The sequence below is a fragment of the Stutzerimonas decontaminans genome, assembly GCF_000661915.1.
Lineage (GTDB): Bacteria > Pseudomonadota > Gammaproteobacteria > Pseudomonadales > Pseudomonadaceae > Stutzerimonas > Stutzerimonas decontaminans.
In genome coordinates this window covers 493,099-519,366 of record NZ_CP007509.1, presented here as the reverse complement: position 1 = coordinate 519,366, position 26,268 = coordinate 493,099, and the positions used below count along the sequence as shown (strand labels likewise).

The 26,268-nt window shown below is 63.5% G+C and carries 28 protein-coding genes; 9 read left to right on the top strand and 19 right to left on the bottom strand.

Annotated elements, in window-relative coordinates; all coding sequences use genetic code 11:
- Positions 1-8: 8 nt before the first annotated feature.
- Positions 9-461, bottom strand: a complete 453-nt coding sequence (locus UIB01_RS02355) for a hypothetical protein (protein ID WP_180983543.1) — start codon at positions 459-461, stop codon at positions 9-11.
- A gap of 260 nt (positions 462-721) precedes the next feature.
- Between UIB01_RS02355 and leuS the strand changes: the two genes are divergently transcribed.
- The 5 genes from leuS to UIB01_RS02330 all read left to right on the top strand — a co-directional run bounded on the left by leuS (position 722) and on the right by UIB01_RS02330 (position 6,655).
- A complete protein-coding gene (gene leuS / locus UIB01_RS02350; RefSeq protein ID WP_038656513.1) occupies positions 722-3,328 on the top strand; it encodes a leucine--tRNA ligase in 2,607 nt (868 codons plus the stop codon).
- A gap of 43 nt (positions 3,329-3,371) precedes the next feature.
- A complete protein-coding gene (locus tag UIB01_RS02345) occupies positions 3,372-3,977 on the top strand; it encodes an LPS-assembly lipoprotein LptE (RefSeq protein ID WP_038656511.1) in 606 nt (201 codons plus the stop codon).
- A 36-nt stretch (positions 3,978-4,013) separates the two neighbouring features.
- A complete protein-coding gene (gene holA, locus UIB01_RS02340) occupies positions 4,014-5,042 on the top strand; it encodes a DNA polymerase III subunit delta (protein ID WP_038656509.1) in 1,029 nt (342 codons plus the stop codon).
- Between the two features lie 93 nt (positions 5,043-5,135).
- Positions 5,136-5,294 (top strand): alternative ribosome rescue factor ArfA, encoded by a 159-nt coding sequence (gene arfA, locus UIB01_RS02335; protein ID WP_038656507.1) that lies wholly within the window; start codon positions 5,136-5,138, stop codon positions 5,292-5,294.
- A gap of 62 nt (positions 5,295-5,356) precedes the next feature.
- Positions 5,357-6,655: a lytic murein transglycosylase gene (locus tag UIB01_RS02330; RefSeq protein WP_038656505.1), complete on the top strand. Its 1,299-nt coding sequence runs from the start codon at positions 5,357-5,359 to the stop codon at positions 6,653-6,655.
- Between the two features lie 86 nt (positions 6,656-6,741).
- Here UIB01_RS02330 and UIB01_RS02325 read toward each other — a convergent pair whose 3' ends face one another.
- The 13 genes from UIB01_RS02325 to UIB01_RS02265 all read right to left on the bottom strand — a co-directional run bounded on the left by UIB01_RS02325 (position 6,742) and on the right by UIB01_RS02265 (position 18,300).
- Positions 6,742-7,086 (bottom strand): hypothetical protein, encoded by a 345-nt coding sequence (locus UIB01_RS02325; RefSeq protein ID WP_038656503.1) that lies wholly within the window; start codon positions 7,084-7,086, stop codon positions 6,742-6,744.
- Between the two features lie 212 nt (positions 7,087-7,298).
- The gene (gene lipA / locus UIB01_RS02320; protein WP_038656501.1) at positions 7,299-8,276 is read right to left on the bottom strand and encodes a lipoyl synthase; all 978 of its coding nucleotides are present in this window, start codon (positions 8,274-8,276) and stop codon (positions 7,299-7,301) included.
- Complete coding sequence (gene lipB / locus UIB01_RS02315) at positions 8,269-8,925, bottom strand: lipoyl(octanoyl) transferase LipB (RefSeq protein WP_038656499.1); 657 nt, start codon at positions 8,923-8,925, stop codon at positions 8,269-8,271. Before lipB ends, lipA begins: the two co-directional genes overlap by 8 nt.
- Positions 8,925-9,203, bottom strand: a complete 279-nt coding sequence (locus UIB01_RS02310; RefSeq protein ID WP_038656497.1) for a DUF493 domain-containing protein — start codon at positions 9,201-9,203, stop codon at positions 8,925-8,927. Before UIB01_RS02310 ends, lipB begins: the two co-directional genes overlap by 1 nt.
- Before the next feature lie 66 nt (positions 9,204-9,269).
- The gene (locus UIB01_RS02305) at positions 9,270-10,427 is read right to left on the bottom strand and encodes a D-alanyl-D-alanine carboxypeptidase family protein (RefSeq protein WP_038656495.1); all 1,158 of its coding nucleotides are present in this window, start codon (positions 10,425-10,427) and stop codon (positions 9,270-9,272) included.
- Between the two features lie 47 nt (positions 10,428-10,474).
- The gene (locus UIB01_RS02300; RefSeq protein WP_038656493.1) at positions 10,475-11,467 is read right to left on the bottom strand and encodes a septal ring lytic transglycosylase RlpA family protein; all 993 of its coding nucleotides are present in this window, start codon (positions 11,465-11,467) and stop codon (positions 10,475-10,477) included.
- Positions 11,464-12,441, bottom strand: a complete 978-nt coding sequence (gene mltB, locus UIB01_RS02295; RefSeq protein ID WP_038656491.1) for a lytic murein transglycosylase B — start codon at positions 12,439-12,441, stop codon at positions 11,464-11,466. Before mltB ends, UIB01_RS02300 begins: the two co-directional genes overlap by 4 nt.
- Before the next feature lie 47 nt (positions 12,442-12,488).
- Positions 12,489-13,634 carry a rod shape-determining protein RodA gene (gene rodA / locus UIB01_RS02290; RefSeq protein ID WP_038656489.1) on the bottom strand — a complete coding sequence of 382 codons (1,146 nt, stop codon included), beginning with the start codon at positions 13,632-13,634 and terminating at the stop codon, positions 12,489-12,491.
- On the bottom strand, positions 13,631-15,520 hold the full coding sequence (gene mrdA / locus UIB01_RS02285) for a penicillin-binding protein 2 (RefSeq protein ID WP_038656487.1): 1,890 nt from the start codon (positions 15,518-15,520) through the stop codon (positions 13,631-13,633). The genes rodA and mrdA overlap by 4 nt, the downstream gene beginning before the upstream one ends.
- A gap of 9 nt (positions 15,521-15,529) precedes the next feature.
- A complete protein-coding gene (rlmH, locus tag UIB01_RS02280; RefSeq protein WP_014818954.1) occupies positions 15,530-15,997 on the bottom strand; it encodes a 23S rRNA (pseudouridine(1915)-N(3))-methyltransferase RlmH in 468 nt (155 codons plus the stop codon).
- A gap of 3 nt (positions 15,998-16,000) precedes the next feature.
- A complete protein-coding gene (rsfS, locus tag UIB01_RS02275; protein ID WP_038656484.1) occupies positions 16,001-16,360 on the bottom strand; it encodes a ribosome silencing factor in 360 nt (119 codons plus the stop codon).
- Positions 16,361-16,375: 15 nt separating this feature from the next.
- Positions 16,376-17,035: a nicotinate-nucleotide adenylyltransferase gene (nadD, locus tag UIB01_RS02270; protein WP_038656482.1), complete on the bottom strand. Its 660-nt coding sequence runs from the start codon at positions 17,033-17,035 to the stop codon at positions 16,376-16,378.
- A complete protein-coding gene (locus tag UIB01_RS02265) occupies positions 17,035-18,300 on the bottom strand; it encodes a glutamate-5-semialdehyde dehydrogenase (RefSeq protein ID WP_038656480.1) in 1,266 nt (421 codons plus the stop codon). Before UIB01_RS02265 ends, nadD begins: the two co-directional genes overlap by 1 nt.
- Before the next feature lie 211 nt (positions 18,301-18,511).
- Between UIB01_RS02265 and UIB01_RS02260 the strand changes: the two genes are divergently transcribed.
- Positions 18,512-19,831, top strand: a complete 1,320-nt coding sequence (locus tag UIB01_RS02260) for a bifunctional DedA family/phosphatase PAP2 family protein (protein WP_038656478.1) — start codon at positions 18,512-18,514, stop codon at positions 19,829-19,831.
- A gap of 31 nt (positions 19,832-19,862) precedes the next feature.
- Here the strand turns inward: UIB01_RS02260 and UIB01_RS02255 are convergent, their stop codons facing one another.
- Genes UIB01_RS02255 through UIB01_RS02245 form a run of 3 tightly spaced genes read right to left on the bottom strand, consistent with a single transcriptional unit; the run spans position 19,863 to position 21,536 of the window.
- Positions 19,863-20,447 carry an LON peptidase substrate-binding domain-containing protein gene (locus tag UIB01_RS02255; RefSeq protein WP_038656476.1) on the bottom strand — a complete coding sequence of 195 codons (585 nt, stop codon included), beginning with the start codon at positions 20,445-20,447 and terminating at the stop codon, positions 19,863-19,865.
- A gap of 10 nt (positions 20,448-20,457) precedes the next feature.
- Positions 20,458-21,177, bottom strand: coding sequence for an LrgB family protein (locus UIB01_RS02250; RefSeq protein ID WP_080695037.1), 720 nt, complete (start codon positions 21,175-21,177; stop codon positions 20,458-20,460).
- Positions 21,174-21,536 (bottom strand): CidA/LrgA family protein, encoded by a 363-nt coding sequence (locus tag UIB01_RS02245; protein WP_038656472.1) that lies wholly within the window; start codon positions 21,534-21,536, stop codon positions 21,174-21,176. The genes UIB01_RS02250 and UIB01_RS02245 overlap by 4 nt, the downstream gene beginning before the upstream one ends.
- A gap of 229 nt (positions 21,537-21,765) precedes the next feature.
- Here UIB01_RS02245 and UIB01_RS02240 point away from each other — a divergent pair, with 229 nt between their 5' ends.
- The 3 genes from UIB01_RS02240 to UIB01_RS02230 all read left to right on the top strand — a co-directional run bounded on the left by UIB01_RS02240 (position 21,766) and on the right by UIB01_RS02230 (position 24,633).
- Complete coding sequence (locus UIB01_RS02240) at positions 21,766-22,221, top strand: MaoC family dehydratase (protein ID WP_038656470.1); 456 nt, start codon at positions 21,766-21,768, stop codon at positions 22,219-22,221.
- A 77-nt stretch (positions 22,222-22,298) separates the two neighbouring features.
- Positions 22,299-23,972, top strand: coding sequence for a C13 family peptidase (locus tag UIB01_RS02235; RefSeq protein WP_038656468.1), 1,674 nt, complete (start codon positions 22,299-22,301; stop codon positions 23,970-23,972).
- A gap of 19 nt (positions 23,973-23,991) precedes the next feature.
- A complete protein-coding gene (locus UIB01_RS02230) occupies positions 23,992-24,633 on the top strand; it encodes an oxidoreductase (protein ID WP_038656466.1) in 642 nt (213 codons plus the stop codon).
- Between the two features lie 184 nt (positions 24,634-24,817).
- Here the strand turns inward: UIB01_RS02230 and orn are convergent, their stop codons facing one another.
- Complete coding sequence (orn, locus tag UIB01_RS02225; protein WP_038656464.1) at positions 24,818-25,360, bottom strand: oligoribonuclease; 543 nt, start codon at positions 25,358-25,360, stop codon at positions 24,818-24,820.
- 28 nt (positions 25,361-25,388) lie between these two features.
- Positions 25,389-26,195: a class I SAM-dependent methyltransferase gene (locus UIB01_RS02220; protein ID WP_038656462.1), complete on the bottom strand. Its 807-nt coding sequence runs from the start codon at positions 26,193-26,195 to the stop codon at positions 25,389-25,391.
- Positions 26,196-26,268 lie beyond the last annotated feature (73 nt).

The window sequence follows — 26,268 nt, the reverse complement described above, 5'->3', positions numbered from 1 at the left end:
GGCTTGGCTCAATGACGCGGATAGGTATGCAGACGTTGGCGCGCGCGCAGCAGCTGCGAGCCACAGGCCGGGCAAGCCGCCGGGCCTGCGCCTTCCGGCCAGCTCACCTCGGAATTGCACAGCGCGCAGCTCAATGTTTGCTTTAATGCCAGCGGGGCATGCCTGGCGCGCGAGCCGTTCCGCTGCCGACAGCCGCCACGTGCCGTGGGACGCAGCGCCTGCCGCGTCAGATGAGCTTGCTCTTCCGCGGCGGCATGCCAGCCGGAGAGCCATTGCGAGTCACGCTGGAGATAGGCACGGATCAGCTCGAACTCCGCAGGCGTAAGGCCACGCACCTCCAGCTCGCCCGCGGCGCCTGGCTCGCCACTCGATCCACGTTCCGCTTCCTGCAACGCCGAACTCAATCGCTGCAGCACCCGCGCATATACACTGCCGTCGTCGGACTGCGGCTCTCTGTTCATCAAACTCACCTCGCTTTCGCCCCGCCCTGGATTAAGCGTAGCTCAGCCTGACTCCCTCAGGCCGCGCGCGACGGACGGAGCCCCCGCCGGATACGGAAATCGGGTTTCCCTAGGCTGCGGGGGGTCATGTATGCTACGGCGCTTCCATGCCTCCGCCCGCAACCCGCGGGACCGCGTTTGCGCCAGGCCCGCCGGCCTGCCAGCCGAGCCTGCGGCAGCGCATTCGCGGAGAGCCAGCCCCCATTTCAACGCCAGTAGCCATGCACGAACAGTATCAGCCCCGCGAAATCGAAGCCGCCGCGCAATCCCATTGGGACGCGCAGAAATCCTTTGAAGTGAGCGAACAGCCAGGCAAGGACACCTTCTATTGCCTGTCGATGTTCCCCTACCCCAGCGGCAAGCTGCACATGGGTCACGTGCGCAACTACACCATCGGCGACGTGATCGCGCGCTATCAGCGCATGCAGGGCAAGAATGTCCTGCAACCCATGGGCTGGGACGCGTTCGGCATGCCGGCGGAAAACGCTGCGATGAAGAATCAGGTCGCGCCGGCCAAGTGGACTTACGAGAACATCGCCTACATGAAGGCCCAGCTGAAAAGTCTGGGCTTGGCCGTCGACTGGACGCGCGAAGTCACCACCTGCAAGCCCGACTACTACCGCTGGGAGCAGTGGCTATTCACGCGGCTTTACGAAAAGGGCGTGATCTACCGCAAGAACGGCACGGTGAACTGGGACCCGGTCGATCAGACCGTGCTGGCCAACGAGCAGGTGATCGACGGCCGCGGCTGGCGCTCGGGCGCGCTGATCGAGAAGCGCGAAATCCCGATGTACTACTTCAAGATCACCGCTTACGCGGATGAGCTGCTGGAGAGTCTGGACGAACTGGATGGCTGGCCGGAACAGGTCAAGACCATGCAGCGCAACTGGATCGGCAAGTCGCGCGGCATGGAGATCAGCTTCCCCTACGATGTCGCCAGCATCGGCAGCGAAGGGATGATGAAGGTCTTCACCACCCGTCCTGACACCCTGATGGGCGCCACCTATGTAGCGGTCGCCGCTGAACACCCGCTGGCCACTCTGGCAGCGCAGAACGATCCCGAACTGCAGGCTTTCATCGACGAGTGCAAGCGCGGCGGCGTCGCCGAAGCCGACATTGCCACCCAGGAGAAGAAAGGCCAGGCCACTTCCCTGTGCGTCCAGCATCCGCTGACCGGCGAGCTGCTGCCGGTGTGGGTCGCCAACTACGTTCTGATGAACTACGGCGAGGGCGCGGTCATGGCCGTGCCGGCGCATGACGAACGCGACTTCGAATTCGCCAGCAAGTACGGCTTGCCGATCAAGCCGGTGGTACGCACCAGCGCCGGCGACCAGACCCCGGCGCCTTGGCAGGACGCCTACGGCGAGCACGGTGAGCTGATCAACTCCGGTCTCTTCGACGGCCTGGATTTCGAAGGTGCATTCGACGCCATCGAAGTAGCACTGCAGAAGAAAGGCCTCGGTCAGGCGCGTACCCAGTTCCGCCTGCGTGACTGGGGCATTAGCCGCCAGCGCTACTGGGGCTGCCCGATTCCGATCATCCATTGCGACAGCTGCGGCGACGTGCCGGTCCCAGAAGACCAACTGCCCGTCGTGCTGCCGGAAGACGTGGTGCCGGACGGCGCCGGCAGCCCACTGGCGCGCATGCCGGAATTCTACGAATGCAGCTGCCCGAAGTGCGGCGCGCCGGCCAAGCGTGAAACCGACACCATGGACACCTTTGTCGAGTCGTCCTGGTACTTCGCCCGCTACGCCAGCCCGAACTACGACAAGGGCATGGTCGACCCGGCTGCCGCCAACCACTGGCTGCCGGTGGATCAGTACATCGGCGGCATCGAACACGCGATCCTGCACCTGCTCTACGCGCGCTTCTTCCACAAGCTGATGCGCGACGAAGGGCTGGTCAGCTCCAACGAGCCGTTCAAGAACCTGCTGACCCAGGGCATGGTGGTCGCCGACACCTACTACCGCACCCTGGATAACGGCGGCAAGGACTGGTTTAACCCAGCTGACGTCGTCGTCGAGCGTGATGCCAAAGCCAAGGTCATCGGCGCCAAATTGGCGAGCGACGGCCAGCCGGTGGAAATCGGCGGCACCGAAAAGATGTCCAAGTCGAAGAACAATGGCGTCGACCCGCAGGCCATGATCGATGCTTACGGCGCCGATACCTGCCGCCTGTTCATGATGTTCGCCTCGCCGCCGGACATGAGCCTGGAATGGTCCGACTCCGGCGTCGAGGGTGCTAGCCGCTTCCTGCGCCGCGTCTGGCGTCTGGCCCATGCGCACGTCAGTGCAGGCGTTGCGGGCGCGCTGGATACCGCCAGCCTGAGCGACGAGCAGAAGGCCGTGCGCCGCGCGATCCATCTCGCCATCAAGCAAGCCAGCGTCGATGTCGGCCAGCATCACAAATTCAACACCGCCATCGCCCAGGTGATGACGCTGATGAACGTGCTGGAAAAAGCCGCGAGCGCCAGTGAACAGGACCGCGCCCTGCTGCAGGAAGGCCTGGAAACAGTTGCCCTGCTGCTCGCGCCGATCACACCGCATATTTCTCACGAACTCTGGCAGCAACTCGGCAAGCCGGGCGCGATCATCGATGCCTCATGGCCGAAGGTCGACGAATCCGCCCTGGTGCAGGACAGCCTGACCCTGGTGGTGCAGGTCAACGGCAAGCTGCGCGGCCAGATCGAAGTAGCGGCCGCCGCCACTCGCGAGGAAGTCGAGGCCGCTGCCCGTAGCAACGAGAACGTGCTGCGCTTTACCGAAGGCCTGACCATCCGCAAGGTCATCGTGGTGCCGGGCAAACTGGTCAATATCGTCGCTAACTGATTCGGCCCCGGCGCATGCGCCGGGCCTGCAAGGGGATAACAAGATGAACAAACGGAATCTGATGGTGCTGGGCCTGACACTGCTGCTGAGTGCCTGCGGCTTCCAGCTGCGCGGCACCGGCGACGTCGAGTTCGGCCTCAAGGAAGTCAACCTGCAAGCACGCAACAGCTACGGCGAAACGGTGCAGCAGCTCGAAGACCTGCTCAAGAGCAACGGCGTACGCGTCACTCCGGCCGCCAAGTACAGCCTCAACCTGGCCAACGAACAGACCCGCCAGCGCACCGCGAGCTACACCAGCTCGGCACGCAGCGCTGAGTACGAACTGACCAGTACCCTTGATTACGAATTCCGTGGCCCACAAGACCTGCTGCTGCTCGAAGACAGCATCGAGGTACAGAAGGTTTACGTGCACGACAGCAACAACCTGATCGGCTCGTCCCAGGAAGGCGATCAGCTGCGCCAGGAAATGCGCCGCGAGCTGCTGCAACAACTGGCCCTGCGCATCCAGCGCATCACGCCGTCGCAGCTCGATCGCCTGCAGCAGGAAGCCGAAGCCAAGGCACGTGCCGAAGCTGAAGCCATGGAAGCAGCCCGCCGCGCCCAGGATGCACAGCCGCAACAGTCGCCCATCCAGCTGCCCATCCAGTAACAGGTACGGGGGCCTCAAGGCCCCCGTCTTCGCATCATGAAGCTCTCCCCCGCTCAGCTCGGCAAACACCTGCAAGGCCCTCTAGCGCCGGTTTACGTCGTCTGTGGCGATGAGCACCTGCTGTGCCAGGAAGCCTGCGATGCGATCCGTGCCGCGACGCGCGCAAAGGGCTACAGCGAGCGTCAGGTCTTTCATGTGGAAACCGGCTTCGACTGGGGCCAGCTGATCGAGGCCGGCGCCAGCCTGTCGCTGTTCGCGGAAAAACGCCTACTCGAGTTGCGCATTCCCAACGGCAAGCCCGGGGACAAGGGCGCCGCTGCGCTGCTGGACTACCTGGCGCGCCCGGCCGAGGACACCGTTCTGCTGATCAGCCTGCCCAAGCTCGATGGCAGCACGCAGAAGACCAAATGGGCGAAAGCGCTGATCGACGGCAAGGACGTGCAGTTCCTGCAGATCTGGCCGGTAGATGCCGCGCAGTTGCCGCAATGGATTCGCCAACGCCTGGCCCAGGCGGGCCTGTCCGCCGATCAGGAGGCGGTTGAACTGATCGCCGCCCGGGTTGAAGGCAATCTGTTGGCTGCGGCACAGGAAATCGAAAAGCTCAAACTGCTTGCCGAAGCCGGCCAAGTCACCGCGGACACCGTGCAAGCTGCAGTCGCCGACAGCGCCCGCTACGATGTCTTCGGCCTGATCGACGCTACTCTGCATGGCCAGGCGGCTCACGCCCTGCACATGCTGGAGGGCCTGCGCGGTGAAGGGGTCGAAGCGCCGGTGATCCTCTGGGCGCTGGCGCGCGAACTGCGCCTGCTGGCCAATATCGCGCAGCAGTATGCCCAGGGCATCCCGCTCGACCGCGCCTTCAGTCAAGCCCGACCGCCGGTTTGGGACAAGCGCCGTCCGCTGGTTTCCAAGGCACTGCAACGGCACAACGTGGCCGGCTGGAGCCGATTGCTGATGGATGCGCAACGCATCGACGAACAGATCAAGGGCCAGGCGGCCGGCGACCCCTGGATCGGACTGGCCGACATCTGCCTGCAACTGAGCGGGCGCCGAATCGGCGCCTAGCAGCCAGAACGCTTCATAGGTCCGCACTGGACATTTTTTGTACAAGGCCTATGATGCCCTCGCCCGACAGCGGGCCACCATGAGGGAAATCGGATGAGCACACGCAAGAAACGGCCGAACAAGGCCAAGCGCCTGGTCGCGCAACCCCTGTTCCGCCAACGCCAGGAAACACCGAAAAAAGGCAAAGGCAGTTATCGCCGCGAAGCCTCCCAGTCCACCAACTGGGAGGCTTCGGTCCTTCTGGCAGCCTGAAAACCCAACACCGCCAAAGCGTGATAATGTCTGCGGCCGACGACACGTTTCGAGAGTGGTGCATGTATCACACCTTCGTTCCCGTTCTGCTGCTACGTACCCTGGTTGCCGCGTCCGCGATGAGCCTGGTCGTTGCCTGTGCAGCCGAACCTCTTGCGCAGTCCACTCTGGTCAGTAACGCCCCGCCGTCAAGCAGTGCGCATAGCAACACCGCATCGGTCGGGCTGGTCCCCGAAAGTCCTCATCTGAGCTTCAGCCAGTGGCGCGATCAGTTTCGTAGCGAAGCCCTGGCGGCAGGTATTTCCTCCAAGACCTTCGATCAGGCGTTCGCCGGCGTCGAACCCGATCCTGCAGTGATCGCCGCCGATCGCAGCCAGCCTGAATTCACTCGTCCCGTGTGGCAGTACCTGGAAGGCGCCATCTCCCCCCAGCGCGTGCGCAGCGGCCAGCGCCTGCTCAGCGAGCATGCCGCCACACTGGACAAGATCGAGGCGCGCTATGGCGTCGATCGCGAAACTCTGGTTGCCGTCTGGGGGCTGGAGAGCAGCTTCGGCCAGATCATGGGCGACAAATCGGTGATCCGCTCGCTGGCCACCCTCGCCCATGAGGGTCGGCGTCCGACCTTTGCCAAGAGCCAGCTGATCGCTGCCCTGGAAATCCTCCAGCACGGCGATGTGTCGCCGCAGCAGATGCGCGGCTCCTGGGCCGGCGCCATGGGCCAGACGCAGTTCATTCCGACCACCTACAACACCCACGCCGTGGATTTCGACGGCGACGGCAAGCGCGACATCTGGAACAGCTCAGCCGATGCCCTGGCTTCGGCCGCACACTACCTGCAGGCATCCGGCTGGAAACAGGGGCACCCCTGGGGGTTCGAGGTGCAACTGCCCAAAGGATTCGACTACGCATTGGCCGATAACGAGATCCGTAAGCCACTTGCCGAGTGGCGCCGCCTTGGCCTTAGCGGCCTGCCCAGCGGCCAGGATGAAGCCAACGCCAGCCTGCTGCTGCCTTCCGGGCATCGGGGCCCGGCGTTTCTCATCATGGATAACTTCCGGGCCATCCTGCGCTACAACAATTCTTCGGCCTATGCGCTAGCCATCGGCCTGCTGGCGGAGAGTTTCCAAGGCAAGGGACAGGTTGCCGGCAGCTGGCCACGCGGTGAGCAGCCGCTCAGTCGCTCCGAGCGTCTGGAATTGCAGGAGCGCCTCGTCGCCCAAGGCTTCGACCCGGGCACACCGGATGGCATCATCGGCGCCAATACGCGCAAGGCCATCCGCGGCTTCCAGCAACGCCTGGGCTGGCCGGCCGACGGGCACCCTACCCAGGAGCTGCTCGGCCGTCTGCGCGCCCAACCCTGATTGCCAAACACAACAGAAAGATACGAAAAGCCCCGGCCATGCCGGGGCTTTTGCTTTCATCTACAGGCGAGAACCGTTGGTTACCATCAATGCTTGATGGCTACCTCATAGAGGTAATCCGGCAGCGGGTCGATGACCACCTGCTTGCCCTGGTAATGGGCTTGCACCGCCTCGCGCGGCACGACGCCATGGGGCACGCGCTGATCACCGCCAAGGCGCTGGCGAGCGCGGTAGTCGATCACGCAACCGTCGGTTTCGACCCAGAAATGCGGTGCGACCACCTTTCCGTCCAGCTCGACCTGCCCCAACATCGCCCGGTACGGAACGTGCTGCTTGGCCAGCCGAGTCACGACCAGGCGACTCATCGCATCGCACTCGACCTTTGCGGCATCCAGATCGTCAAGGAGGTTCTTTAACTGGGGTTCGTTCATCTGCTGTGGCCCTCGGTTGGCCTCATGGTGTAAACGAGCGCCACTATAGACCAAAGTCTAATGCGGCGTAATGCCGCAAATTTCTTGCCAACCGCTTCGCAATTAATCTCGAACACTTTCCGACGCCGCATATTCGGCGGAGAAGAAAAAGCCGCGCAGACACCCTAGGCTGTCTGCGCGGCTCTCGTGAACCACGGAAGCGATAAGCAGATTTAGTCCTGCTTGGCTCCATGCGCCTGCTGATCGGCATGGTACGACGACCGCACCAGCGGACCGGAAGCGATGTTCTTGAAGCCCATCTTCATACCTTCTTCGGCAAACCAGGCGAAGGTATCGGGATGGACGAAGCGCTGTACCGGCAGGTGATTGCGCGACGGCTGCAGATACTGGCCGAGCGTGAGCATGTCGATGTCGTGCTCGCGCATGCGGTGCATGACCTCGATAACCTCTTCGTCGGTTTCGCCCAGCCCGAGCATCAGCCCGGACTTGGTCGGTACGCCCGGCACGCGCTGCTTGAACTTCTCCAGCAGATCCAGCGACCACTCGAAGTCCGAGCCCGGGCGTGACGACTTGTACAGTCGCGGCACGGTTTCCAGGTTGTGGTTGAACACATCCGGCGGTTCACTGGCAGTGATGTCGAGAGCGATATCCATGCGGCCGCGATAGTCCGGAACCAGCGTTTCCAGCTGGATCGATGGCGACAGCTTGCGAATCTCGCGCAGGCAATCGGCGAAATGCTGGGCGCCGCCATCACGCAGATCGTCACGATCCACCGAGGTGATGACCACGTACTTCAGGCGCATGTCTGCGATGGCCTGGGCGAGGTTCTTCGGCTCATCCGGATCCAGCGCATTCGGGCGACCATGGCCGACATCGCAGAACGGGCAGCGGCGGGTGCAAATGTCGCCCATGATCATAAAGGTCGCAGTGCCGCTGGAGAAGCACTCACCCAGGTTGGGGCACGACGCCTCTTCGCAAACGCTGTGCAGCTTGTGCTTGCGCAGGGTCTGCTTGATCTGGTCGACCTCGGGGGACACGGGGATACGCACACGAATCCAGTCCGGCTTCTTCGGCAGTTCATCGGTGGGAATGATCTTCACCGGAATCCGCGCAACCTTCTCGGCGCCGCGCAGCTTGACGCCGGCCTCTACCTTGGCTGGGCGCTTGCCTGCTGTTTCTACACTACTCATATGCTTCAATTCCGCCCGCGAGGGTCTTCTGTTGCGCGTATCCGAGCTGCCGGACCAGTTGTTCGCGCAGTCTATCGGCCACTTGGCAGATGTCGATCGGGCCGATCAAGTCACGCATCTGGGTCATGGGCAGCCCTGCATAACCGCAGGGATTGATGCGCCGGAAAGGTTCGAGATCCATGTCCACGTTCAGCGCCAGGCCGTGGAAGGAACGGCCGTTGCGGATGCGCAGGCCCAACGACGCAATCTTCGCGCCGTTGACATAGACACCGGGTGCATCCGGTTTGGCTGTCGCCTCGACACCGTAGCCGGCGAGCAGATCGATCAGGCTGCGCTCAATGCGACTTACCAGTTCGCGCACGCCAATTCCGAGGCGACGGACATCGAGCAACAGATAGCCAACCAGCTGGCCGGGGCCGTGATAGGTCACTTGGCCACCGCGATCCACCTGCACCACTGGAATATCGCCTGGGAACAGCAGGTGTTCGGCCTTTCCGGCCTGCCCCTGGGTGAACACCGGCGGATGCTGCAGCAGCCAGATCTCGTCGCCGCTGTCTGCATCACGCGTGTTGGTGAACTGCTGCATGGCCTGCCAGGCAGACCGATATTCGATCAGACCGAGCTCACGCACACCCACTTCGTGGGCCATCACAGCACCATGTGAACACGGCCAGTGGCCCGCAGATCGACATGGATGGCCTGCAGCTGTTCGACGCCGGTGGCGGTGATCAGCACCTGCAGTGAAAGAAAGCGACCGTTACGACTGTCACGGGTGACAACGGTGGTCTCGTCGAAATCCGGCGCGTGGCGCTGAATGACGTCGATAACGACCTCACGGAAACCCTCGCCGGCGTCGCCGATCACCTTGATCGGGTATCGCTCGCAAGGGAAGTCAATCTTGGGTGCAGCATCTTGGTTATCGGTCATGGGGTAACGGACTCGTGATCCGCACGTGCGCCGCGGCGGGATCAGCCAGGGCGCACTCGAGCGTGGTCAGTTGAACAAGCTGTAGAAGAACAGGCGAATGCTATCCCAAAAACGACGGAACAGCCCACCCTCTTCGATGGTTTCCAGCGCCACCAGATCCGTGCTGCGCACCACCTTGTCATCCAGCTTGACCTCTACCTTTCCGATCACGTCGCCCTGCTGGATCGGCGCGGTGAGCGTACCGTTGAAGCTCATGACCGCCTGCAGTTTCTCTACCTGGCCACGCGGCAGGGTCATGGTCAGATCCTGCGCCAGACCGGCCTTGAGCTTGTCCTGCTGGCCTTTCCAGACCTGCGCCTGAGCCAGCTCGGTGCCTTTCTGGTAGAAGGTGCGGGTCTCGAAGAAGCGGAAGCCATAGGTCAGCAGTTTCTGGGTTTCCGCGGCACGGGCCTGCTCGCTGTCGGTGCCGAACACCACCGAGATCAGACGCATGTTGTCGCGCACTGCGGACGCCACCAGGCAGTAGCCAGCTTCTTCGGTATGGCCGGTTTTCAGGCCATCGACGGTCTTGTCGCGCCACAACAGCAGGTTGCGGTTGGGCTGCTTGATGTTGTTCCAGAAGAACTCTTTCTGCGCGTAGATGGCGTAGTGCGCCGGATCTTCGTAGATGATCGCCCGCGCCAGCTTGGCCATATCGCTAGCCGAGGAGTAGTGATCCGGGTCCGGCAGGCCGGTGGCATTCATGAAATGGGTATTGGTCATGCCCAGACGCTGGGCGGAGCTGTTCATCAGATCGGCGAAGGCTTCTTCGCTGCCTGCGATGTGCTCGGCCATCGCCACGCTGGCGTCATTGCCCGACTGAATGATGATGCCGTGCAGCAGATCGTCCACCGAAACCTGCGTATTGACCTGGATGAACATACGCGAGCCGCCGGTACGCCAGGCCTTTTCACTCACGGTGACCATGTCATTGTCGCTGATCTGCCCCTTCTGGATTTCCAGGGTGGCGATATAGGCAGTCATCAACTTGGTCAGGCTGGCGGGTGGCAGACGCTCGTCGCCATTGTGCTCGACCAGCACCTCACCGCTGGCCGCGTCCATCAGCAGGTAGGACTTGGCCGCCAGCTGAGGCGCCGACGGCAGGATCTGGGCCGCCCAGACGGTCGGGGCGGCCGTCAGCAGAGTCAGGACTAGGAAGCGTTGCACGAGGCTGGTGATGTTCATCCGAATCTCAAAGTTGGTCAGGTAAAACAGGCAAGGTTTGCAAATGGTCAGTCGGCAGCGACACGCCGCGGCTGTCCAAGATTGGCCAGGCGAACGCTCTGCTCGAGCTGCATGGCCTCATCCGGCGTGTCGATGGGTCCCAGTCGCACCCGATGCAGCGTCTGCTGGTTGTGTACCACCGAGCTGATGAACACCGGAGCAGACACCACGTCGCTCAGCTTGTCCTTCAACAACTGAGCTGCATCCGGATTGGCGAAGGCGCCAACCTGGAGAAACAGGCCAGAGGCTGCGGGCGAAGCGTTTTTTTTTGCGTCGATTTCAAGCGGCACCGTGACCGCAGCGTGCTGCTGAGGCGGTGGTGTGTACTGCTCGATCGGCTGGGCAATGCTGCTGGCGGGTTTGGCGGCGGCCATTTGCGGCTGCGCCATCATGCTCGGAACCGGCCGCCCCTGCTGCGCCCACCACTGCTCCGGATCGATCCCTTCGACCTTGACCCGCGCCGTGCCGCTTTCGGCAAAGCCGAGCTTCTTCGCCGCAGCGAAGGACAAATCAATGATCCGATCAGAGTAGAACGGGCCGCGATCATTGACGCGCAGGGTCACAGTGCGCCCGTTATCCAGATTGGTGACCTTGACGTAGGTGGGCAGCGGCAGGGTCTTGTGCGCAGCACTCATACCGTAGAGGTCGTATTTTTCGCCATTGGCGGTGGGCTGACCATGGAACTTGGTGCCGTACCAGGACGCCGTCCCGGTAGCGGAATAACGGCGCCCGTCACTGATGGGGAAGTAGGTTTTTCCCAGCACGGTATAGGGGTTGGCCTTGTACGGCCCGTAATGCGGCATTGGCACCGCGTCCTGGATCTGCGAGACGTCCACGTCCCACCAGGGCGCGCCATCCTTATGCGGTCGGGCATAGTCGCCAGGACCACTGCTGCCGGCCGACTTGCTCGGCGTGCTGCTGGGTGCCGGCGTCGACGAGCAACTCGCCAGCAATGCGCCTGTCACGCCCAACGCTATCAATCTTGTCCAGAAAGCACTCATTGTTCGCCTCGCGCTTCGGCCAGCAGCTGCGACAGCTGATGCACGGCCATGGCGTACATTACGCTGCGGTTATAGCGGGTGATGACATAGAAGTTCGGCAGGCCCAGCCAGTATTCGTCGCCGTCTGCGCCTTCCAGGCGGAATGCAGTCACGGCCGTCTCATCAGCCACGGACTTGTCGAACTGCCAGCCCAGGCTACGCATCTCGCCGGCGTTCTTCTGCGACTCGAGGCCGACGGTCAGGCCCTCCTCGAACCTTTTGCCGGACACGTTCGCGCGAGCCACGACGGGATCACCAGCCGTCCAGCCATGCTGCTTGAAATAGCTGGCCGCACTGCCGATGGCGTCGGTGGGGTTGTTCCAGATATCGATGCGGCCGTCGCCATCGAAGTCCACGGCATAGGCACGGAAGCTACTCGGCATGAACTGCGGCAGCCCCATGGCACCGGCGTAGGAGCCCTTGAGCGTCAGCGGATCGACCTGCTCCTCACGGGTCAGCAGCAGGAACTCCCTGAGCTGCTGGCGGAAAAAAGGTTGCCGCGGCGGATAGTCGAAACCCAGGGTCGACAGCGCATCGATCACTCGATGGCTACCCGTGTTGCGACCATAAAAAGTTTCGACGCCGATGATCGCCACGATGATCTCGGCCGGCACGCCGTATTCGGTTTCCGCGCGAGTCAACGCAGCGTCGTTCTCGCGCCAGAAATCGACGCCCTGGGCGATGCGCGAATCGGTGAGGAAGATCGGCCGGTATTCCTTCCACGGCTTGACCCGCTCGGCCGGCCGCGAAATGGCATCGAGAATCGCCTGCTTGCGCTCGGCCTGCTTGAACAGGTCACGCAGCTGCTCTGCAGCGAAACCGTAGTCGCGGGTCATTTCCGCGATGAACTCGTCCACGTTGGGGCCGCTGTAGTCTGCGGCCTGCAGCGGTAGGCTGCTCAGTACGGCGCCGGCCAAGCCCACGCCCCCAAGCATCCGTGCCACCCAGCCACGCCGTAATGAAGTCAACAAATTCACTCTCGTCAAACCTGCGCGATCCACTTGCGATGGGTGTGGATCGACATCAAAACCCCGAACCCTGACAGCAGGGTCACCAATGAAGTTCCACCGTAACTAATGAAGGGCAATGGCACCCCCACGACCGGCAACAGCCCACTGACCATACCGATATTGACGAAAACGTAAACAAAGAAGGTCATCGTCAACGCACCGGCCAGCAGTTTTCCGAACAATGTCTGCGCCTGCACCGTAATCACCAATCCGCGGGTTATCAGCAGGATATAGACCACTAGCAGCAGACAGACACCGACCAGGCCGAACTCCTCGGCAAGCACGGCGATGATAAAGTCAGTATGGCTTTCCGGCAAAAAATCCAGGTGAGACTGGGTACCGGAAAGCCAGCCCTTGCCGAAAACCCCACCCGAGCCGATCGCTGCCTTCGACTGGATGATGTTCCAGCCCGTGCCCAGCGGATCGCTTTCGGGATCGAGGAACGTCAGTACGCGCTGTTTCTGATAGTCACGCAAGACGAAGTACCACATCGCCACGGCAATGGGGACCACGGCGGCCACCGCACTGATGATCCAGCGCCAACGCAGCCCGCCGATAAACAGCACGAACGCACCGGATGCCAGGATCAGCAGCGCGGTACCGAGGTCGGGCTGTTTGAGGATCAGCACGAAGGGAATCAGGATCATCGCCAGGCTGATGGCGGTGTGCTTGATGCTCGGCGGCAGACTGCGCGATGACAGATACCAGGCGATGGTCATCGGCATGATGATCTTCATGAATTCTGAAGGCTGAAAGCGGATCACCCCGGGAATATTGATCCAGCGGGTGGCGCCCATCGCCGTATGCCCCACAACCTCCACCGCCACCAGCAAGGCCACCACGCCAAGGTAAGCGAGCGGCACCCAGCGCGCCATGAAGCGCGGTTCGAACTGCGCGATGACCAGCATGGCGCCAAGGCCGAGCCCGAACGAGGTCCCCTGCTTGATGACCAGGTCCCAGTTCTTGCCGCTGGCCGAATAGAGAATGAACAGACTGCCCGCCGCCAACACCAGCAAAAGCACCAGCAACAGCCCATCTATATGAAGGCGCTGCAGCAGGCTGGCGCGGCGGCGCAGCACATCCTCGCGCGACAGGGTACGGTCGAAATTACCGCTCATGGCTTATTCCCTTGGGCGGTCACCGGCGGTGCGAACTCTGGCTTGAGCCGACCTTCCTCGTCCAGCAACCAGGCGTCCATAACCTGTTTTGCCACCGGCGCAGCGACGCCGGAGCCGGACTCGCCGTTCTCGACCATCACCGCCACGGCGATTTTCGGGTCATGCACCGGAGCGAAGGCGACGAACAGTGCATGGTCGCGATGACGCTCAGCCAGTTTGGCGCTGTCGTATTTTTCGCCCTGACGGATGGCGACCACCTGGGCGGTACCGCTCTTGCCGGCAATGCGATAGACCGAGCTGTCGCCGACCTTGCGCGCCGTACCGCGGGCGCCGTGCAGCACCTGTTCCATGCCATGCGTCGCGTAGTCCCAGAAGCGCGGGTCACGCAGCTGGATATCCGGCACCGGGTCAGGGTCCACCGGAGGCTGGCCACCGACGCTGCGTGCCAGGTGCGGGCGAATCCACTTGCCGCGTGTCGCCACCAGCGCAGTGGCCTGAGCCAGCTGCAATGGCGTGGCCTGCATGTAGCCCTGGCCAATGCCAAGGATGACGGTTTCGCCGGGGTACCACGGCTGACGGTAACGCGCCCGCTTCCAGTCGCGCGACGGCATCAGCCCGGCGGTCTCCTCGTGCATGTCCAGCGAGACGCGCTGCCCCAGGCCGAAGCGGGTCATGTAGTCATGCATGCGATCGACCCCGAGCTTGTGGGCCATGTCGTAGAAGTAGGTGTCGTTGGAGCGGGCAATGGCCAGATCCAGATCCACCCAGCCGTCGCCGCTGCGGTTCCAGTTGCGGTACTTGTGCTGCACGTTCGGCAACTGGAAGAACCCCGGATCGAAGACCCGGGTGGTCGGCGTAATCACACCGGCGTCGAGCCCGGCGACGGCCATCATCGGCTTGATGGTCGAACCCGGCGGATACAGTCCGCGCAGCACGCGGTTGTACAGTGGCCGGTCGATGGAGTCGCGCAGCTCGCCGTAATCCTTGAAACTGATGCCGGTGACGAACAGATTGGGGTTGAAGCTAGGCTGGCTGACCATCGCCACCACTTCGCCGGTGTCCGGCAGCAGCGCGACGATCGCACCACGGCGTCCACCTAGCGCTTCTTCGGCGGCTTCCTGCAGATCGAGGTCGAGCGACAGGGTGATGTCCTTGCCAGGTACCGGGTCGGTCCGCTTGAGCACGCGCAAGACCCGGCCGCGGGCATTGGTCTCGACCTCTTCGTAGCCGACCTGGCCGTGCAGCTCATCCTCGTAGAACTTCTCGATGCCGGTCTTGCCGATGTGGTGCGTGCCGCTGTAGTTGACCGGATCGAGCTGCTTGACCTCCTGTTCATTGATGCGCCCGACATAACCAACCGAGTGTGCGAAGTGCGCACCCTGCGGATAATGCCGGACCAGCTGCGCAGCTACCTCGACGCCGGGCAGGCGGAACTGGTTCACCGCAACGCGCGCGATCTGCTCTTCGGACAGTTCGTACATGATCGGTACCGGCTCGAATGGCCGACGGCCCTGCAGCACGCGCTTCTCGAAAAGGCCCCGTTCCTCCTCGCTGAGCTCCAGTACTTCGACCACGGCATCGAGCACCGCCTTCCAGTCGCCGGCACGCTCGCGAGTGACCGTCAGGCTGAAGCTGGGCCGGTTATCGGCGATGACGCGCCCCTGCCGGTCGAAGATCAGCCCACGGTTGGGCGGAATCGGCTGCACATGGACGCGATTGTTCTCCGACAGGGTCGAATGATGCTCGAACTGCACCACCTGCAAGTAGTACATCCGCGCCACCAGCACGCCGATCAGCAGCAACACCAATGCAAGGCCCACGATCACGCGCCGGCGCACCAGTACGGCGTCCTTCTCGTGATCCTTGAGCTGAATCGGTTGCGGCATCTTCGCGAACTACTTGTGGTAAGGGTGGCCGGACAGCAGCGTCCAGGCGCGGTAGATCTGTTCGCCGATCAGGATTCGCACCAGCGGATGCGGCAGGGTCAACGGTGACAACGACCAGCGTTGCTCACTGCGCGCACAGACCTCCGGCGCCAGCCCTTCCGGGCCACCAACCATGAGATTGACGTTGCGCGCGTCGAGCCGCCAGCGCTCGATTTCCGCAGCCAGCTGCTCGGTGCTCCACGGCTTGCCGTGCACTTCGAGCGTGACGATGCGCTCACCCGGCTGAACCTTGCCCAGCATGGCTTCGCCTTCCTGGCGAATCAACCGCGCCACATCGGCATTCTTGCCGCGGGTGTTGAGCGCAATTTCATGCAGTTCCAGCGGCAGCTCGGATGGCAGGCGCTTGGCATATTCCTGCCAACCGTCCTCGACCCAGCGTGGCATCTTCGAGCCGACCGCAATCAGCTTGATACGCACGGATTACTCCGCGTCGTGAGCGTGCTGCGCGCGGCTCTGTTCAGCGCCCTGCCACAGACGCTCCAGATCGTAGAACTGGCGGGTCGGCACCTGCATCACATGCACGACCACATCGTCCAGGTCCAGCAGTGCCCACTCGCCGCCCTCCAGGCCCTCGCTGCCAATCGGGCGAACGCCCTGCTCCTTGACCTTTTCCAGCACGTTCTCGACGAGCGACTTTACGTGCCGGCTGGAACTGCCACTGGCGATGATCATGTAATCGGTGACGCTGGTCTTGCCACGCACATCGATGGTGGTGATGTCCTGGCCTTTCAGATCTTCCAGGGCGGCAACCGCCAGCTGGACCAACTCTTCAGTTTGCATAACGTGAAAACAACCTCAGTTCGACGCCCGGTACAGTCCGTGCGCGTTGATATAAGCCAGTACGGCATCGGGAACCAGGAATCGGACCGACTTGCCACTGGCCAGCAATTGGCGAATCTGTGTGGCGGACACCTCCAACGGTGTCTGCCAGACGAAGGCAATCTGCCCGCTGCCCCCGCTAAGCGCCTGGGGATCGGACACGCTGCGCGCGGCAAGCAGATCGCGCAGTGCCTGCGGCGCCTCGCTGCCGGCGTCCGGCCGCTGCAGTACGAGGATATGGCAGTAATCGAGCAGCTCCTCCCAGCGATGCCAGGTGGGCAGCCCGCAGAAGGCATCCCACCCCACCACCAGCAACAGCTGGTCATCCTCGCCCAATTCGGCGCGCAGCGATATCAGCGTATCGATGGTGTAGGACGGTTTCTCCCGCTCCAGCTCGCGCGCATCCACACAAAGCGGTGGCAGATCCTGCACGGCCAGGCGGACCATTGCCAGGCGATCCTGCGCCGAGCAATTGGGGGTGTCACGGTGCGGCGGCCGTGCATTGGGTATCAGCCGCAGCTCGTCGAGGCCGAACATCTCGGCCACTTCCAGCGCGCCGCGCAGGTGACCGATATGTACCGGATCGAAGGTGCCGCCGAGAATGCCGATGCGCCGGGCGCCGCTGCCTTGGCTCATCAGGTACGGACGTGGCCGTCGCCGAACACCACATACTTCTCGCTGGTCAGCCCTTCCAGGCCGACCGGCCCGCGGGCGTGAAGCTTGTCGGTGGAAATGCCGATCTCAGCGCCCAGGCCGTATTCGAAGCCATCGGCGAAACGCGTCGAGGCGTTGATCATCACCGATGCCGAATCCACTTCGGTGAGGAAGCGCCGGGCATCGCTGAAATTCTCGGTAACGATTGCATCGGTATGTTGCGAGCCGTAGCGATTGATGTGCTCGATGGCCGCATCCAGCGAGTCGACCAGGCGAATCGACAGGATCGGCGCGTTGTACTCGGTGGACCAGTCTTCTTCGCTCGCCTCCAGCACCTCTTTGCCAAGCAGGGCGCGGGTACGCGGGCAGCCACGCAACTCGACGCCCTTCTCACGGTAGATCGCAGCAAGCGGCGGCAGCACCTGCTCGGCGATGCCTGGATGCACCAGCAGCGTTTCCATGGTGTTGCACGGCGCGAAGCGCTGGGTCTTGGCGTTGTCGGCGATGCGGATGGCCTTGTCGACGTCTGCTGCCACGTCGATATAGACATGACAGATGCCGTCCAGATGCTTGATCACCGGCACGCGCGCGTCGCGACTGATGCGCTCGATCAGGCCCTTGCCGCCGCGCGGCACGATCACATCGACGAATTCAGGCATGCTGATCAACGCACCGACCGCGGCCCGGTCAGTGGTTTCCACGACCTGCACGGCAGCTGCCGGCAGTCCGGCCTCGGCCAGGCCGAGCTGGATACAGCGGGCAATCGCCTGGTTGGAATTAATGGCTTCCGATCCGCCACGCAGGATGGTCGCGTTGCCCGATTTCAGGCACAGGCTGGCGGCATCGATGGTTACGTTCGGCCGCGACTCGTAGATGATGCCGACCACGCCCAACGGCACGCGCATCTTGCCGACCTGAATGCCGGACGGCATATAGCGCATGTCGCGAATCGCGCCGATCGGGTCCGGCAAGGTGGCGACCTGGCGCAGCCCTTCAATCATGCCGTCGATCACCTTGGGCGTCAGCGCCAGGCGGTCGAGCATGGCGGCATCCAGGCCATTGGCGCGACCGCCGGCCAGGTCCAGCTCATTGGCCGCTACCAGCTCATCGCGGGCGGCGTCGAGCGCGGCAGCAGCAGCCTGCAGGGCCCGGTTCTTCTGCGCCGTGCTGGCGCGCGCAAGCACCCGCGAGGCCTCGCGCGCGGCGCGGCCCAGGCGGGTCATGTAATCGAGTACGGACTCGGTCATGGATCTAGCTGGCCTGACTGAAGGGAAAGCGGCTGATTATAGCTACCCCAGGCGCCCACGCACAGCGGCGCCGGGCGAAAGGCATCGAATGCCAGTCTGCCGAGAGCGAACGCGACCGCGCCTCACACCGCTGTAGCGGAGTTATCCTCGCCAAGGAAACCCACCGCCCTTTCGTCGGGTCGAAAGGCGTTCTCGATTCAAGGAACTGCGCATGGGCCAATGGCTCGAAACCCTCACCCAGTGGCTCGCCGCCAACCCCCAATGGTTGGGCCTGGCGCTGGTCATCGTCGCCTGCATGGAATGCCTGGCCGTGGTCGGGCTGATCATTCCGGGCACCGTCATGGTCTTCGCCATTGCCGTGTTGGCCGGCAGCGGCGTACTGACCCTGGGGCAAACGCTGCTGCTGGGCTTTATCGGCGGACTCATCGGCGACCTGCTGTCCTACGCGCTCGGCCGGCGCTATCACCAGGGCATTCGCAGCTTGCGCGGTCTGCGCGATCACCCAGAGTGGCTGTTGCGCGCGGAGCATTATTTTCAGCGTTACGGTGTGGCCAGCCTGCTGGTGGGCCGCTTCATCGGCCCATTGCGGCCCATGCTGCCGATGACGGCCGGCATGCTCGACATGCCATTCGGGCGCTTCCTGCTGGTCAGCCTGTGCGCCGCAGCCGGCTGGTCCATGGCCTATCTGCTGCCTGGCTGGAGCGCCGGAGCCGCCATGCGTCTGCCGCTGCAAGAGGGCTTCTGGAGCGAGGCAGCGGTGGTGGTCGGCGCCCTGCTGATTCTCATTGGCGCGACAGTATTCGGCAGCCTTAGGCAGATGCGCTGGGTGAGCGCGCTGTCGGCCGGGCTCAGCGTCGCCATCCTGCTCGGGCTGTTTTTTGGCTGGCACCACCTGAAGGAGCTCGACGAAGGCCTGCTAGCGGTCATCCAGGGTGAGCGCAGCGCCACCTTCGACCGCATCATGGTGGTGATCACCCGCGCCGGAGACTTCCACACCCAACTGTGGGCCGCGGTATTGCTGTGCTTGCTGCTTCTGGCTGCCCGTCAATGGCGAGCAGCAGTGTTCGCCATCCTCACGCTGCTGGGCACGGCACTGGCCAATGGCGCACTGAAGGCCACCTTCGCCCGCGTCCGCCCCGAGGTGCTGATGGAGCCGCTGAGCAGCTACAGCTTTCCCAGCGGGCACAGCTCAGCGGCGTTCGCCTTCTTTCTGACGCTCGGCGTGCTCGCCGGTCGTGGCCAGCCTCCGCGCCTGCGACTCGCCTGGCTGGTGCTGGCCAGCCTGCCGGCCACGGCAATCGCTCTCTCACGGGTATATCTGGGAGTGCACTGGACCACCGATGTCACGGCGGGCGCGCTGCTCGCCGCGAGCATCTGTGCGGCCAGCCTGGCCCTGATGCAGTGGCGCAGCCCACTGACAGCGATGGCACCAAGAGTCTGGTGGCTGATTCTGCCGGCCTGCCTGGGTCTGCTCGGCGCGTTCAGCGTCTGGGCCTTACCGACGGCGATGCAAATGTATCGGTATCAGTGATCGCCAAGCGTCGGACCGCGATCTCGCCGGGCTACGCCCCATCCTGCAATTGCTCGAGCAGGCTTTGAATCTGCTCGAGCTGCAACGCCGGCTCGTCTACACCGAGCAGTTCGATCTTCTGCCGGGCATCGAATGGCAACAGGTAGGCCAATTGACTGGCCAGGGATGCCTGATCGCTCACCGCGCCGCCCAGACCCAGGGTTTTCACCATCGGGTGCTGACCGAGCGCCGCGAGCAGCACGATCAGGTCGGCGTGTTGCTCGGCCAGTGGCTGCGGGTCGGGCTCGCTGCGCCAGGCAACCTCGGCCACGGTCAGCTGGTCGCGCAGCACCTCGGACGACTGCACATCGAAGCGGCGCCCGCCTTCCACGCGAATCCCCAGCAAGCCGTTGGGCAGTTGCTGCCAGTCGCGGATCAGCGCCTCGCATCCCACGCGGGCAAAGGACGCCGGCGCGGCGCCGACTTCGCTACCCGCGAGAATATGCACTACGCCAAAGCCGTGCCCGGCCTTGAGGCATTGACTGACCATATCGAGATAGCGTGCCTCGAAAAGCTGCAAGTCAAGGACGCAACCGGGGAACAGCACGGTATCCAGCGGGAACAACGGCAATCTCATGCGAACTCCATCACAGCAACAGGGCCACCACCAGCGGCAACAGCACCGCGGTCATCACCCCCATCAGGCTCATGGCCAACGCCGCGAAGGCCCCGCATTCGTCGCTTTCCTGCAGCGCCTGCGCGGTGCCCACGGCGTGAGCGGTCAGCCCGAGCGCAATGCCGCGGGCCGCAGGATGCTGAACGCCAAAGCGGCGCAACAGTTCCGGACCGATAATCGCGCCGAGCACGCCAGTGATCATCACGAACACCGCAGCCAGGGCCACTACGCCGCCGATCTGCTCGGCCACCAGCATGGCAATCGGCGAGGTGACCGACTTCGGCGCCAGGGTCATGAGGATCATCCGGTCGGCGCCGAACAGCCAGGCCAGCGCCATGCCCAGTGCCGTGGCAAACACGCCGGCGACCAGCAGCGTGATCACGATCGGCGCGAACAGCTCACGAATCCGCCGCAGGTTCAGATACAGCGGCACGGCCAGGGCCACGGTGGCCGGCCCCAGCAGGAGCGTCAGCCACTGCGCGCTGATGCGGTATTCGTCATAGTCGATGCCACACAGCAGGAGGATGCCGACGATCATCGTCATCGACACCAGTACTGGCTGCAGGAACACCCAGCGCGTTTTTTCGTACGCCGCGAAAGCCAGCTGGAACACCGCCAGGGTGATGCCCACACCGAACAATGGATGATGGATCAGCGCCTGCCAGGCTGCATACCAGTTCAATTCCATCATGCGGCCTCCTTGCGGCGCTGCTTGCGACGGATCAGCGCCTGCATCAGCCAACCGGTGAAGACCAGCGAAACCAGCAGCGAGATCACCAGCACGCCGACGATGGCCCAGAAGTCGTCAAGAATGGCCTCGGTATAGGCCATCACCCCTACCGCAGGGGGTACCAGCAAGAGCGGCAGGTAGCGCAACAGGCTGCTGGCGGCCAGCTGCAGCGATTCGCTGGCGCGGCCGCGCGCCAGCAGGCCGGCAAACAGCAGCACCAGGCCAATGATCGGGCCCGGCAGCATGGGCAGGAACAGCACGTTGAGCACGGTGCCGAGCAACTGGAACGCGACCAGCCAGGTCAGACCTCTGAGCAGCATGGGAGTCTCCTGGAAAATTGCGACAGTATAAGGGCCAACGCCACTAGGCGCCCGCGCTGCGCTATGGCGGGTCATTCGCGGTGCCGATGCTGGTTTGCCGGCATCCCTGCTCGTGCTGATCTAGACCGGTAAACGGCGCCACAGCCCTCCGATCGCCTCGGGCCCGACGCCGTCCCTCTCAATCCAACTGCACATCGCTGCAGCAATACAAGAACAATCAGGAGGACACATGCCACAGGTATCCGTCGCCCAACTCAAGAATTACATCGGCAAGGAACTAGGCCATTCCGATTGGCTGACCATCGACCAGGAGCGGGTCAACCAGTTCGCCGACTGCACCGGCGATCACCAGTTCATCCACATCGATGCCGACAAAGCCGCGCAGACGCCCTTCGGCGGCACCATCGCCCATGGCTTTCTTTCGCTATCGCTGCTACCGATGCTCTCCGGCGACCTGCTGGTGGTGCCGGAAGGGACCCGAATGGGCGTCAACTACGGCCTGGACAGCCTGCGCTTCATCCAGCCGGTACGCGTGGGCTCGCGGGTGCGCCTGGGGCTGACACTGATCGACGCCTACGAGAAGAACCCAGGTCAATGGCTGCTCAAGGCGCGCGCGGTGATGGAGATCGAAGGCTCGGAGAAACCGGCCTACATCGCCGAAACCCTGGCCCTGTGCATCCTCTGACCACCGCACCTGCGCAGTTGTCGCAGCCCGCCGGGTTTGCGGCATACTGCGGTCGTCTCGCCTGAGCGGATGTCCGCATGCTGCGTTTTCTTCCCTTCGTTCTGATCGGCCTGCTCACCGCCTGCGGTGAAGGCGAACCTCTGACGCCCGCCAACGCGGTACTGCCAGACGGCGGCCGCTATCGCGGCGAGATCGTCGACGGCCTGCTGCAGGGCAGCGGTCGCATCGATTATCCCAACGGCAGCTATTACCTCGGCCAGTTCAAGGACGGCCAATGGCACGGTCTGGGCACCTGGCACAGCGCGACCGGCGATCGCTACGAGGGCGAGTTCAGGCACGGCCTGTTCGACGGCCTCGGCCGCTTCAGCTATGCCGAGGGCGGCGTCTACGAAGGCGAATTCCAAGATGGCCGCATGCACGGCCATGGCCGTTTCAGCCAGGACGGCACCGTCTATGAAGGCGAGTTCCGCGACAACCTCTACCATGGCCAGGGCAGCCTGGAATATGCCGACGGCTTCAGTCATCACGGCCAGTTCCGCAAAGGCCAGCCGGATGGTCCCGGCACACGCAACGATGCCGATGGCCAGCTCAGCGGCGATTTCAGCGCCGGCAGCCTAAATGGCGAAGGCAGCTTCGTGACAACCCAGGGCGAGCGTTACAGCGGACAGTTCGAGAACGACCAGTTCCATGGCCAGGGCCGCTACGAAGACAGCGAGGGCAACGTCTGGAGCGGCACCTTCGTCCACGGCGAACTGAGCGGCACCGGCACGCATGTCGCTGACGACGGGAGCCGTTACAGCGGTCAGTTCCGCAGCTGGCGCTACCACGGTCAGGGCCGCCTTGATCGCGTCGATGGCAGCTTCTATACCGGTGGTTTCCGCCACGGACATTTCGACGGTGATGGCGTACTGACCCAGACTGACGGCACCACGCTTCGCGGTATCTGGCGCAACGACAGACGCGTGCGCGACGAGCAAGGGCGCGCCCTGCCGGACCCGCTCGAAATCGCCCTGCTTGACCAGGGCACTCTGCTCGAGAACGCCATCGAAACACTTCCGCCCTCCAGCTCAGCCCAGGAGCTTTACACGCTTACGGTTGCCGGCGACGGCCGCCAGAGCGTGTTCATGCGCGAGGCCAACTACGTGCAGCGACTACTCGCCGAGCGTTACGCCGCTCACGGCCAGCTCAGCCTGATCAACCATCGTGACCATCTGGCCGACCGCCCGCTGGCGACCCGGGAAAACCTGACACGGGCAGTTCGCGCGCTTGCCGAACGCAGCGGCGAGGAGGATCTGATCTTTCTCTACTTCACCAGCCACGGTTCGGCCGAGCACGAGCTGGTGCTGAACCAACCGCGCCTTTCGCTGGACGACCTATCCGCGGCCGACCTCGCGCAACTGCTTGCACCGCTCGCCGGGCGCAAAACCGTGCTGGTGGTCTCTGCCTGCTATTCCGGCGGTTTCATTGAACCGCTGAAAAACGAGCACACGCTGATCATGACCGCTGCGCGCGCTGATCGCGTGTCCTTCGGCTGCTCCGAGCAAAGCGATTTCACCTACTTCGGCCGCGCGCTGTTCGCCGAAGCGCTGCAGGAAACCGACGATATCGTGCAGGCCTTCACGCTGGCCGCAGCAAAGGTTGCCGAACGCGAGCAGGCCGACGACTATCAGGCATCGGAACCGCAATTGTGGGCACCGGAACCGGTCGTCCAACGCTGGCAGGAGCTGCGGCAGCAGCGTGCCACCCAATGATCGCCACAGGAGCAAGACCATGTATTTGACGCCCCAGCGCATTTTGCTTGCTGGCGCCACCGGACTCACTGGCGAGCACCTGCTCGATCGACTACTCAACGAGCCCACCGTAGAGCGCGTGCTGGCACCCACGCGCAGACCGCTGGCGGCCCATCAGCGCCTGGAAAACCCGGTCGGAGAGCTGCTGACGTTGCTGCCAACGCTGAGCGGCGAGATCGACACGGCCTTCTGCTGCCTGGGCAGCACGCTCAAGCAGGCCGGTGGCCAGGAAGCGTTCCGCGCCATCGACCACGACCTGGTATTGGCATTCGCCCGCCGGGCGAAGGAGATGGGCGCCCGCCACCTGCTGGTGATCAGCTCGCTGGGGGCCAATCCGGACAGCTCGATCTTCTACCTCAAGGTCAAAGGCGAGATGGAAGCGGCACTGCAGCAGCAGGACTGGCCGCAGCTGACCATCGCCCGCCCCTCGCAGCTGATCGGGCCGCGCCTGGAGCCGCGGCTGAGCGAGCGCATCGCGGCGCCGCTGTCGCAGTTGCTGCCGGGCAAATACCACGGCATCGAAACCTGCACCCTGGCCCGGGCGCTGTGGCGGCTGGCGCTGGAAGAAGGCGACGGGGTGCGTATCGTCGAATCGGACGAGTTGCGCAAGCTGGGGAAATGACTTGCGGCGCCCGGCAGGCGCCGTTTGACCGCAGGATGAGCGACGCTACGGTGCCGTCCTTGCGCTGCTCATCAGTGACGTAGGGTGGATGTCGCTTTTTACATCCACCCGCCTCGGCCGGAAGAATCGGTGAAGCGTGATCCACCGGCCGATCCGCAAGCGCGTCAGGCGTTAACGCCGCCTTTCAGACTTTGATGAAATGCTCGCGGTAATGGCGCAGCTCGGCGATGGAGTCACGAATGTCGTCGAGCGCCAAGTGTGTGCCGCTTTTCTTGAAGCCTTCCATGATCTGCGGCGCCCAGCGTGCCGCCAGCTCCTTGAGCGTCGATACGTCCAGGTTGCGGTAGTGGAAAAAGGCTTCCAGCGCCGGCATCTGCCGATAGAGAAAGCGCCGGTCCTGGCAGATGCTGTTGCCGCAGATCGGCGACTTGCCCTTGGGCACCCACTGTTCAAGGAACGCTAGCGTCGCCTGCTCGGCCTCGGCGGTGGAAATCTTGCTCTCACGCACGCGCTGGGTCAGGCCCGAACCGCCATGCTGACGGGTGTTCCACTCATCCATGCGCGCCAGCGTTTCATCGCTCTGGTGCACCGCGATCACCGGCCCCTCGGCAAGCACGTTGAGCTGGCTGTCGGTGACGATGGTCGCCATCTCGATGATGACGTCGGTGTCCGGGTCCAGGCCGGTCATTTCCAGGTCGATCCAGATCAGGTTCTGCGGGTTCTGCATGGCGGGCTCCTTGGCTGTGCGGCGCAGTTTAGCCGCTCGTGTCGGTGCCGTCAGGTGTCGCGCCACCGGGGTACCAGACCAGCAGCCGCGAGCGACGCCAGTCCCCCAGCTCCTGTACTTCGACCGGCTCGACCCCTGGCACTGCGAAACTGTTGCTGATCAGCAACGCACCGGGGCGCATCTCGGTGCAGGCCTTCTCCCACAGAGCCGGCATTGGTGCCGGCGAGAGGAAGCAATAGACCACGTCGTAGTCAGCAAGATCGACCCGCCACAGGCTGAGCAGGCGGATATGGCAGTTGCGCCGCGGCAGACAGCGCAGCCAGGACAGCGCGAAGGTCAGCGGCGCGGTTTCCACGCCGATGAACTGTGCCGCCGGAAAGTCGCGCGCCAGGCGCGACAAGCTGCCAGCCAAACCGCTACCCAGATCGATAAAGCGAAAATCCGCCGGCAGCTCGGTCAGCCGGTTGCGCAACTGGCGCTCGGCTTCGCGGCCAGTCAGATAGAGCGGTACGCGCTCGGTGAAAGCATTCCAGTTCAACAGCAACAGCAACGTGAACGCGCCCAGCGGCAACCAGCCCGGTACGTCGAGATCACGCAACAGCACCAGCCCCGGAACGAACATCAGATTGATCGCCAGCCACCAGACCGACAACCCGAGCCGGGCTCCAATCAGTGCCGCCAGACAACCCTGCGCCAAGGCGGCGGCGACAAGGCTCGGGCGCATTCCAAAGGTGCCGGCCAGGCCGAGCAACAACAGCCAGACCGCCAACAGCGCTAACAGCTGCGCCAGCAGCGCACGGAGGATGGGCAGGCGAGTAAAAAAAGAGGCAGGCATGACCGGCAATCGACAGGTAGCGGGGTACCAGTCTAACCCCCCCGCTTCGACGCCACAGGCGGAAGCCGTCAGG

What these genes read in the sequence shown, in the direction of transcription:
- orn (WP_038656464.1), bottom strand. Translation starts at nt 25,360, where the DNA reads ATGCAGAACCCGCAGAACCTGATCTGGATCGACCTGGAAATGACCGGC.
- UIB01_RS02345 (WP_038656511.1), top strand. Translation starts at nt 3,372, where the DNA reads ATGAACAAACGGAATCTGATGGTGCTGGGCCTGACACTGCTGCTGAGT.
- UIB01_RS02220 (WP_038656462.1), bottom strand. Translation starts at nt 26,195, where the DNA reads ATGCCTGCCTCTTTTTTTACTCGCCTGCCCATCCTCCGTGCGCTGCTG.
- rsfS (WP_038656484.1), bottom strand. Translation starts at nt 16,360, where the DNA reads ATGCAAACTGAAGAGTTGGTCCAGCTGGCGGTTGCCGCCCTGGAAGAT.
- mrdA (WP_038656487.1), bottom strand. Translation starts at nt 15,520, where the DNA reads ATGCCGCAACCGATTCAGCTCAAGGATCACGAGAAGGACGCCGTACTG.
- UIB01_RS02235 (WP_038656468.1), top strand. Translation starts at nt 22,299, where the DNA reads ATGCTGCGTTTTCTTCCCTTCGTTCTGATCGGCCTGCTCACCGCCTGC.
- UIB01_RS02300 (WP_038656493.1), bottom strand. Translation starts at nt 11,467, where the DNA reads ATGAGTGCTTTCTGGACAAGATTGATAGCGTTGGGCGTGACAGGCGCA.
- lipB (WP_038656499.1), bottom strand. Translation starts at nt 8,925, where the DNA reads ATGGCCCACGAAGTGGGTGTGCGTGAGCTCGGTCTGATCGAATATCGG.
- UIB01_RS02250 (WP_080695037.1), bottom strand. Translation starts at nt 21,177, where the DNA reads ATGATGGAATTGAACTGGTATGCAGCCTGGCAGGCGCTGATCCATCAT.
- leuS (WP_038656513.1), top strand. Translation starts at nt 722, where the DNA reads ATGCACGAACAGTATCAGCCCCGCGAAATCGAAGCCGCCGCGCAATCC.
- mltB (WP_038656491.1), bottom strand. Translation starts at nt 12,441, where the DNA reads ATGCTTGGGGGCGTGGGCTTGGCCGGCGCCGTACTGAGCAGCCTACCG.
- UIB01_RS02330 (WP_038656505.1), top strand. Translation starts at nt 5,357, where the DNA reads ATGTATCACACCTTCGTTCCCGTTCTGCTGCTACGTACCCTGGTTGCC.
- arfA (WP_038656507.1), top strand. Translation starts at nt 5,136, where the DNA reads ATGAGCACACGCAAGAAACGGCCGAACAAGGCCAAGCGCCTGGTCGCG.
- lipA (WP_038656501.1), bottom strand. Translation starts at nt 8,276, where the DNA reads ATGAGTAGTGTAGAAACAGCAGGCAAGCGCCCAGCCAAGGTAGAGGCC.
- nadD (WP_038656482.1), bottom strand. Translation starts at nt 17,035, where the DNA reads ATGAGCCAAGGCAGCGGCGCCCGGCGCATCGGCATTCTCGGCGGCACC.
- UIB01_RS02240 (WP_038656470.1), top strand. Translation starts at nt 21,766, where the DNA reads ATGCCACAGGTATCCGTCGCCCAACTCAAGAATTACATCGGCAAGGAA.
- UIB01_RS02255 (WP_038656476.1), bottom strand. Translation starts at nt 20,447, where the DNA reads ATGAGATTGCCGTTGTTCCCGCTGGATACCGTGCTGTTCCCCGGTTGC.
- UIB01_RS02265 (WP_038656480.1), bottom strand. Translation starts at nt 18,300, where the DNA reads ATGACCGAGTCCGTACTCGATTACATGACCCGCCTGGGCCGCGCCGCG.
- UIB01_RS02230 (WP_038656466.1), top strand. Translation starts at nt 23,992, where the DNA reads ATGTATTTGACGCCCCAGCGCATTTTGCTTGCTGGCGCCACCGGACTC.
- holA (WP_038656509.1), top strand. Translation starts at nt 4,014, where the DNA reads ATGAAGCTCTCCCCCGCTCAGCTCGGCAAACACCTGCAAGGCCCTCTA.
- rodA (WP_038656489.1), bottom strand. Translation starts at nt 13,634, where the DNA reads ATGAGCGGTAATTTCGACCGTACCCTGTCGCGCGAGGATGTGCTGCGC.
- UIB01_RS02245 (WP_038656472.1), bottom strand. Translation starts at nt 21,536, where the DNA reads ATGCTGCTCAGAGGTCTGACCTGGCTGGTCGCGTTCCAGTTGCTCGGC.
- UIB01_RS02355 (WP_180983543.1), bottom strand. Translation starts at nt 461, where the DNA reads ATGAACAGAGAGCCGCAGTCCGACGACGGCAGTGTATATGCGCGGGTG.
- UIB01_RS02305 (WP_038656495.1), bottom strand. Translation starts at nt 10,427, where the DNA reads ATGAACATCACCAGCCTCGTGCAACGCTTCCTAGTCCTGACTCTGCTG.
- UIB01_RS02310 (WP_038656497.1), bottom strand. Translation starts at nt 9,203, where the DNA reads ATGACCGATAACCAAGATGCTGCACCCAAGATTGACTTCCCTTGCGAG.
- UIB01_RS02260 (WP_038656478.1), top strand. Translation starts at nt 18,512, where the DNA reads ATGGGCCAATGGCTCGAAACCCTCACCCAGTGGCTCGCCGCCAACCCC.
- UIB01_RS02325 (WP_038656503.1), bottom strand. Translation starts at nt 7,086, where the DNA reads ATGAACGAACCCCAGTTAAAGAACCTCCTTGACGATCTGGATGCCGCA.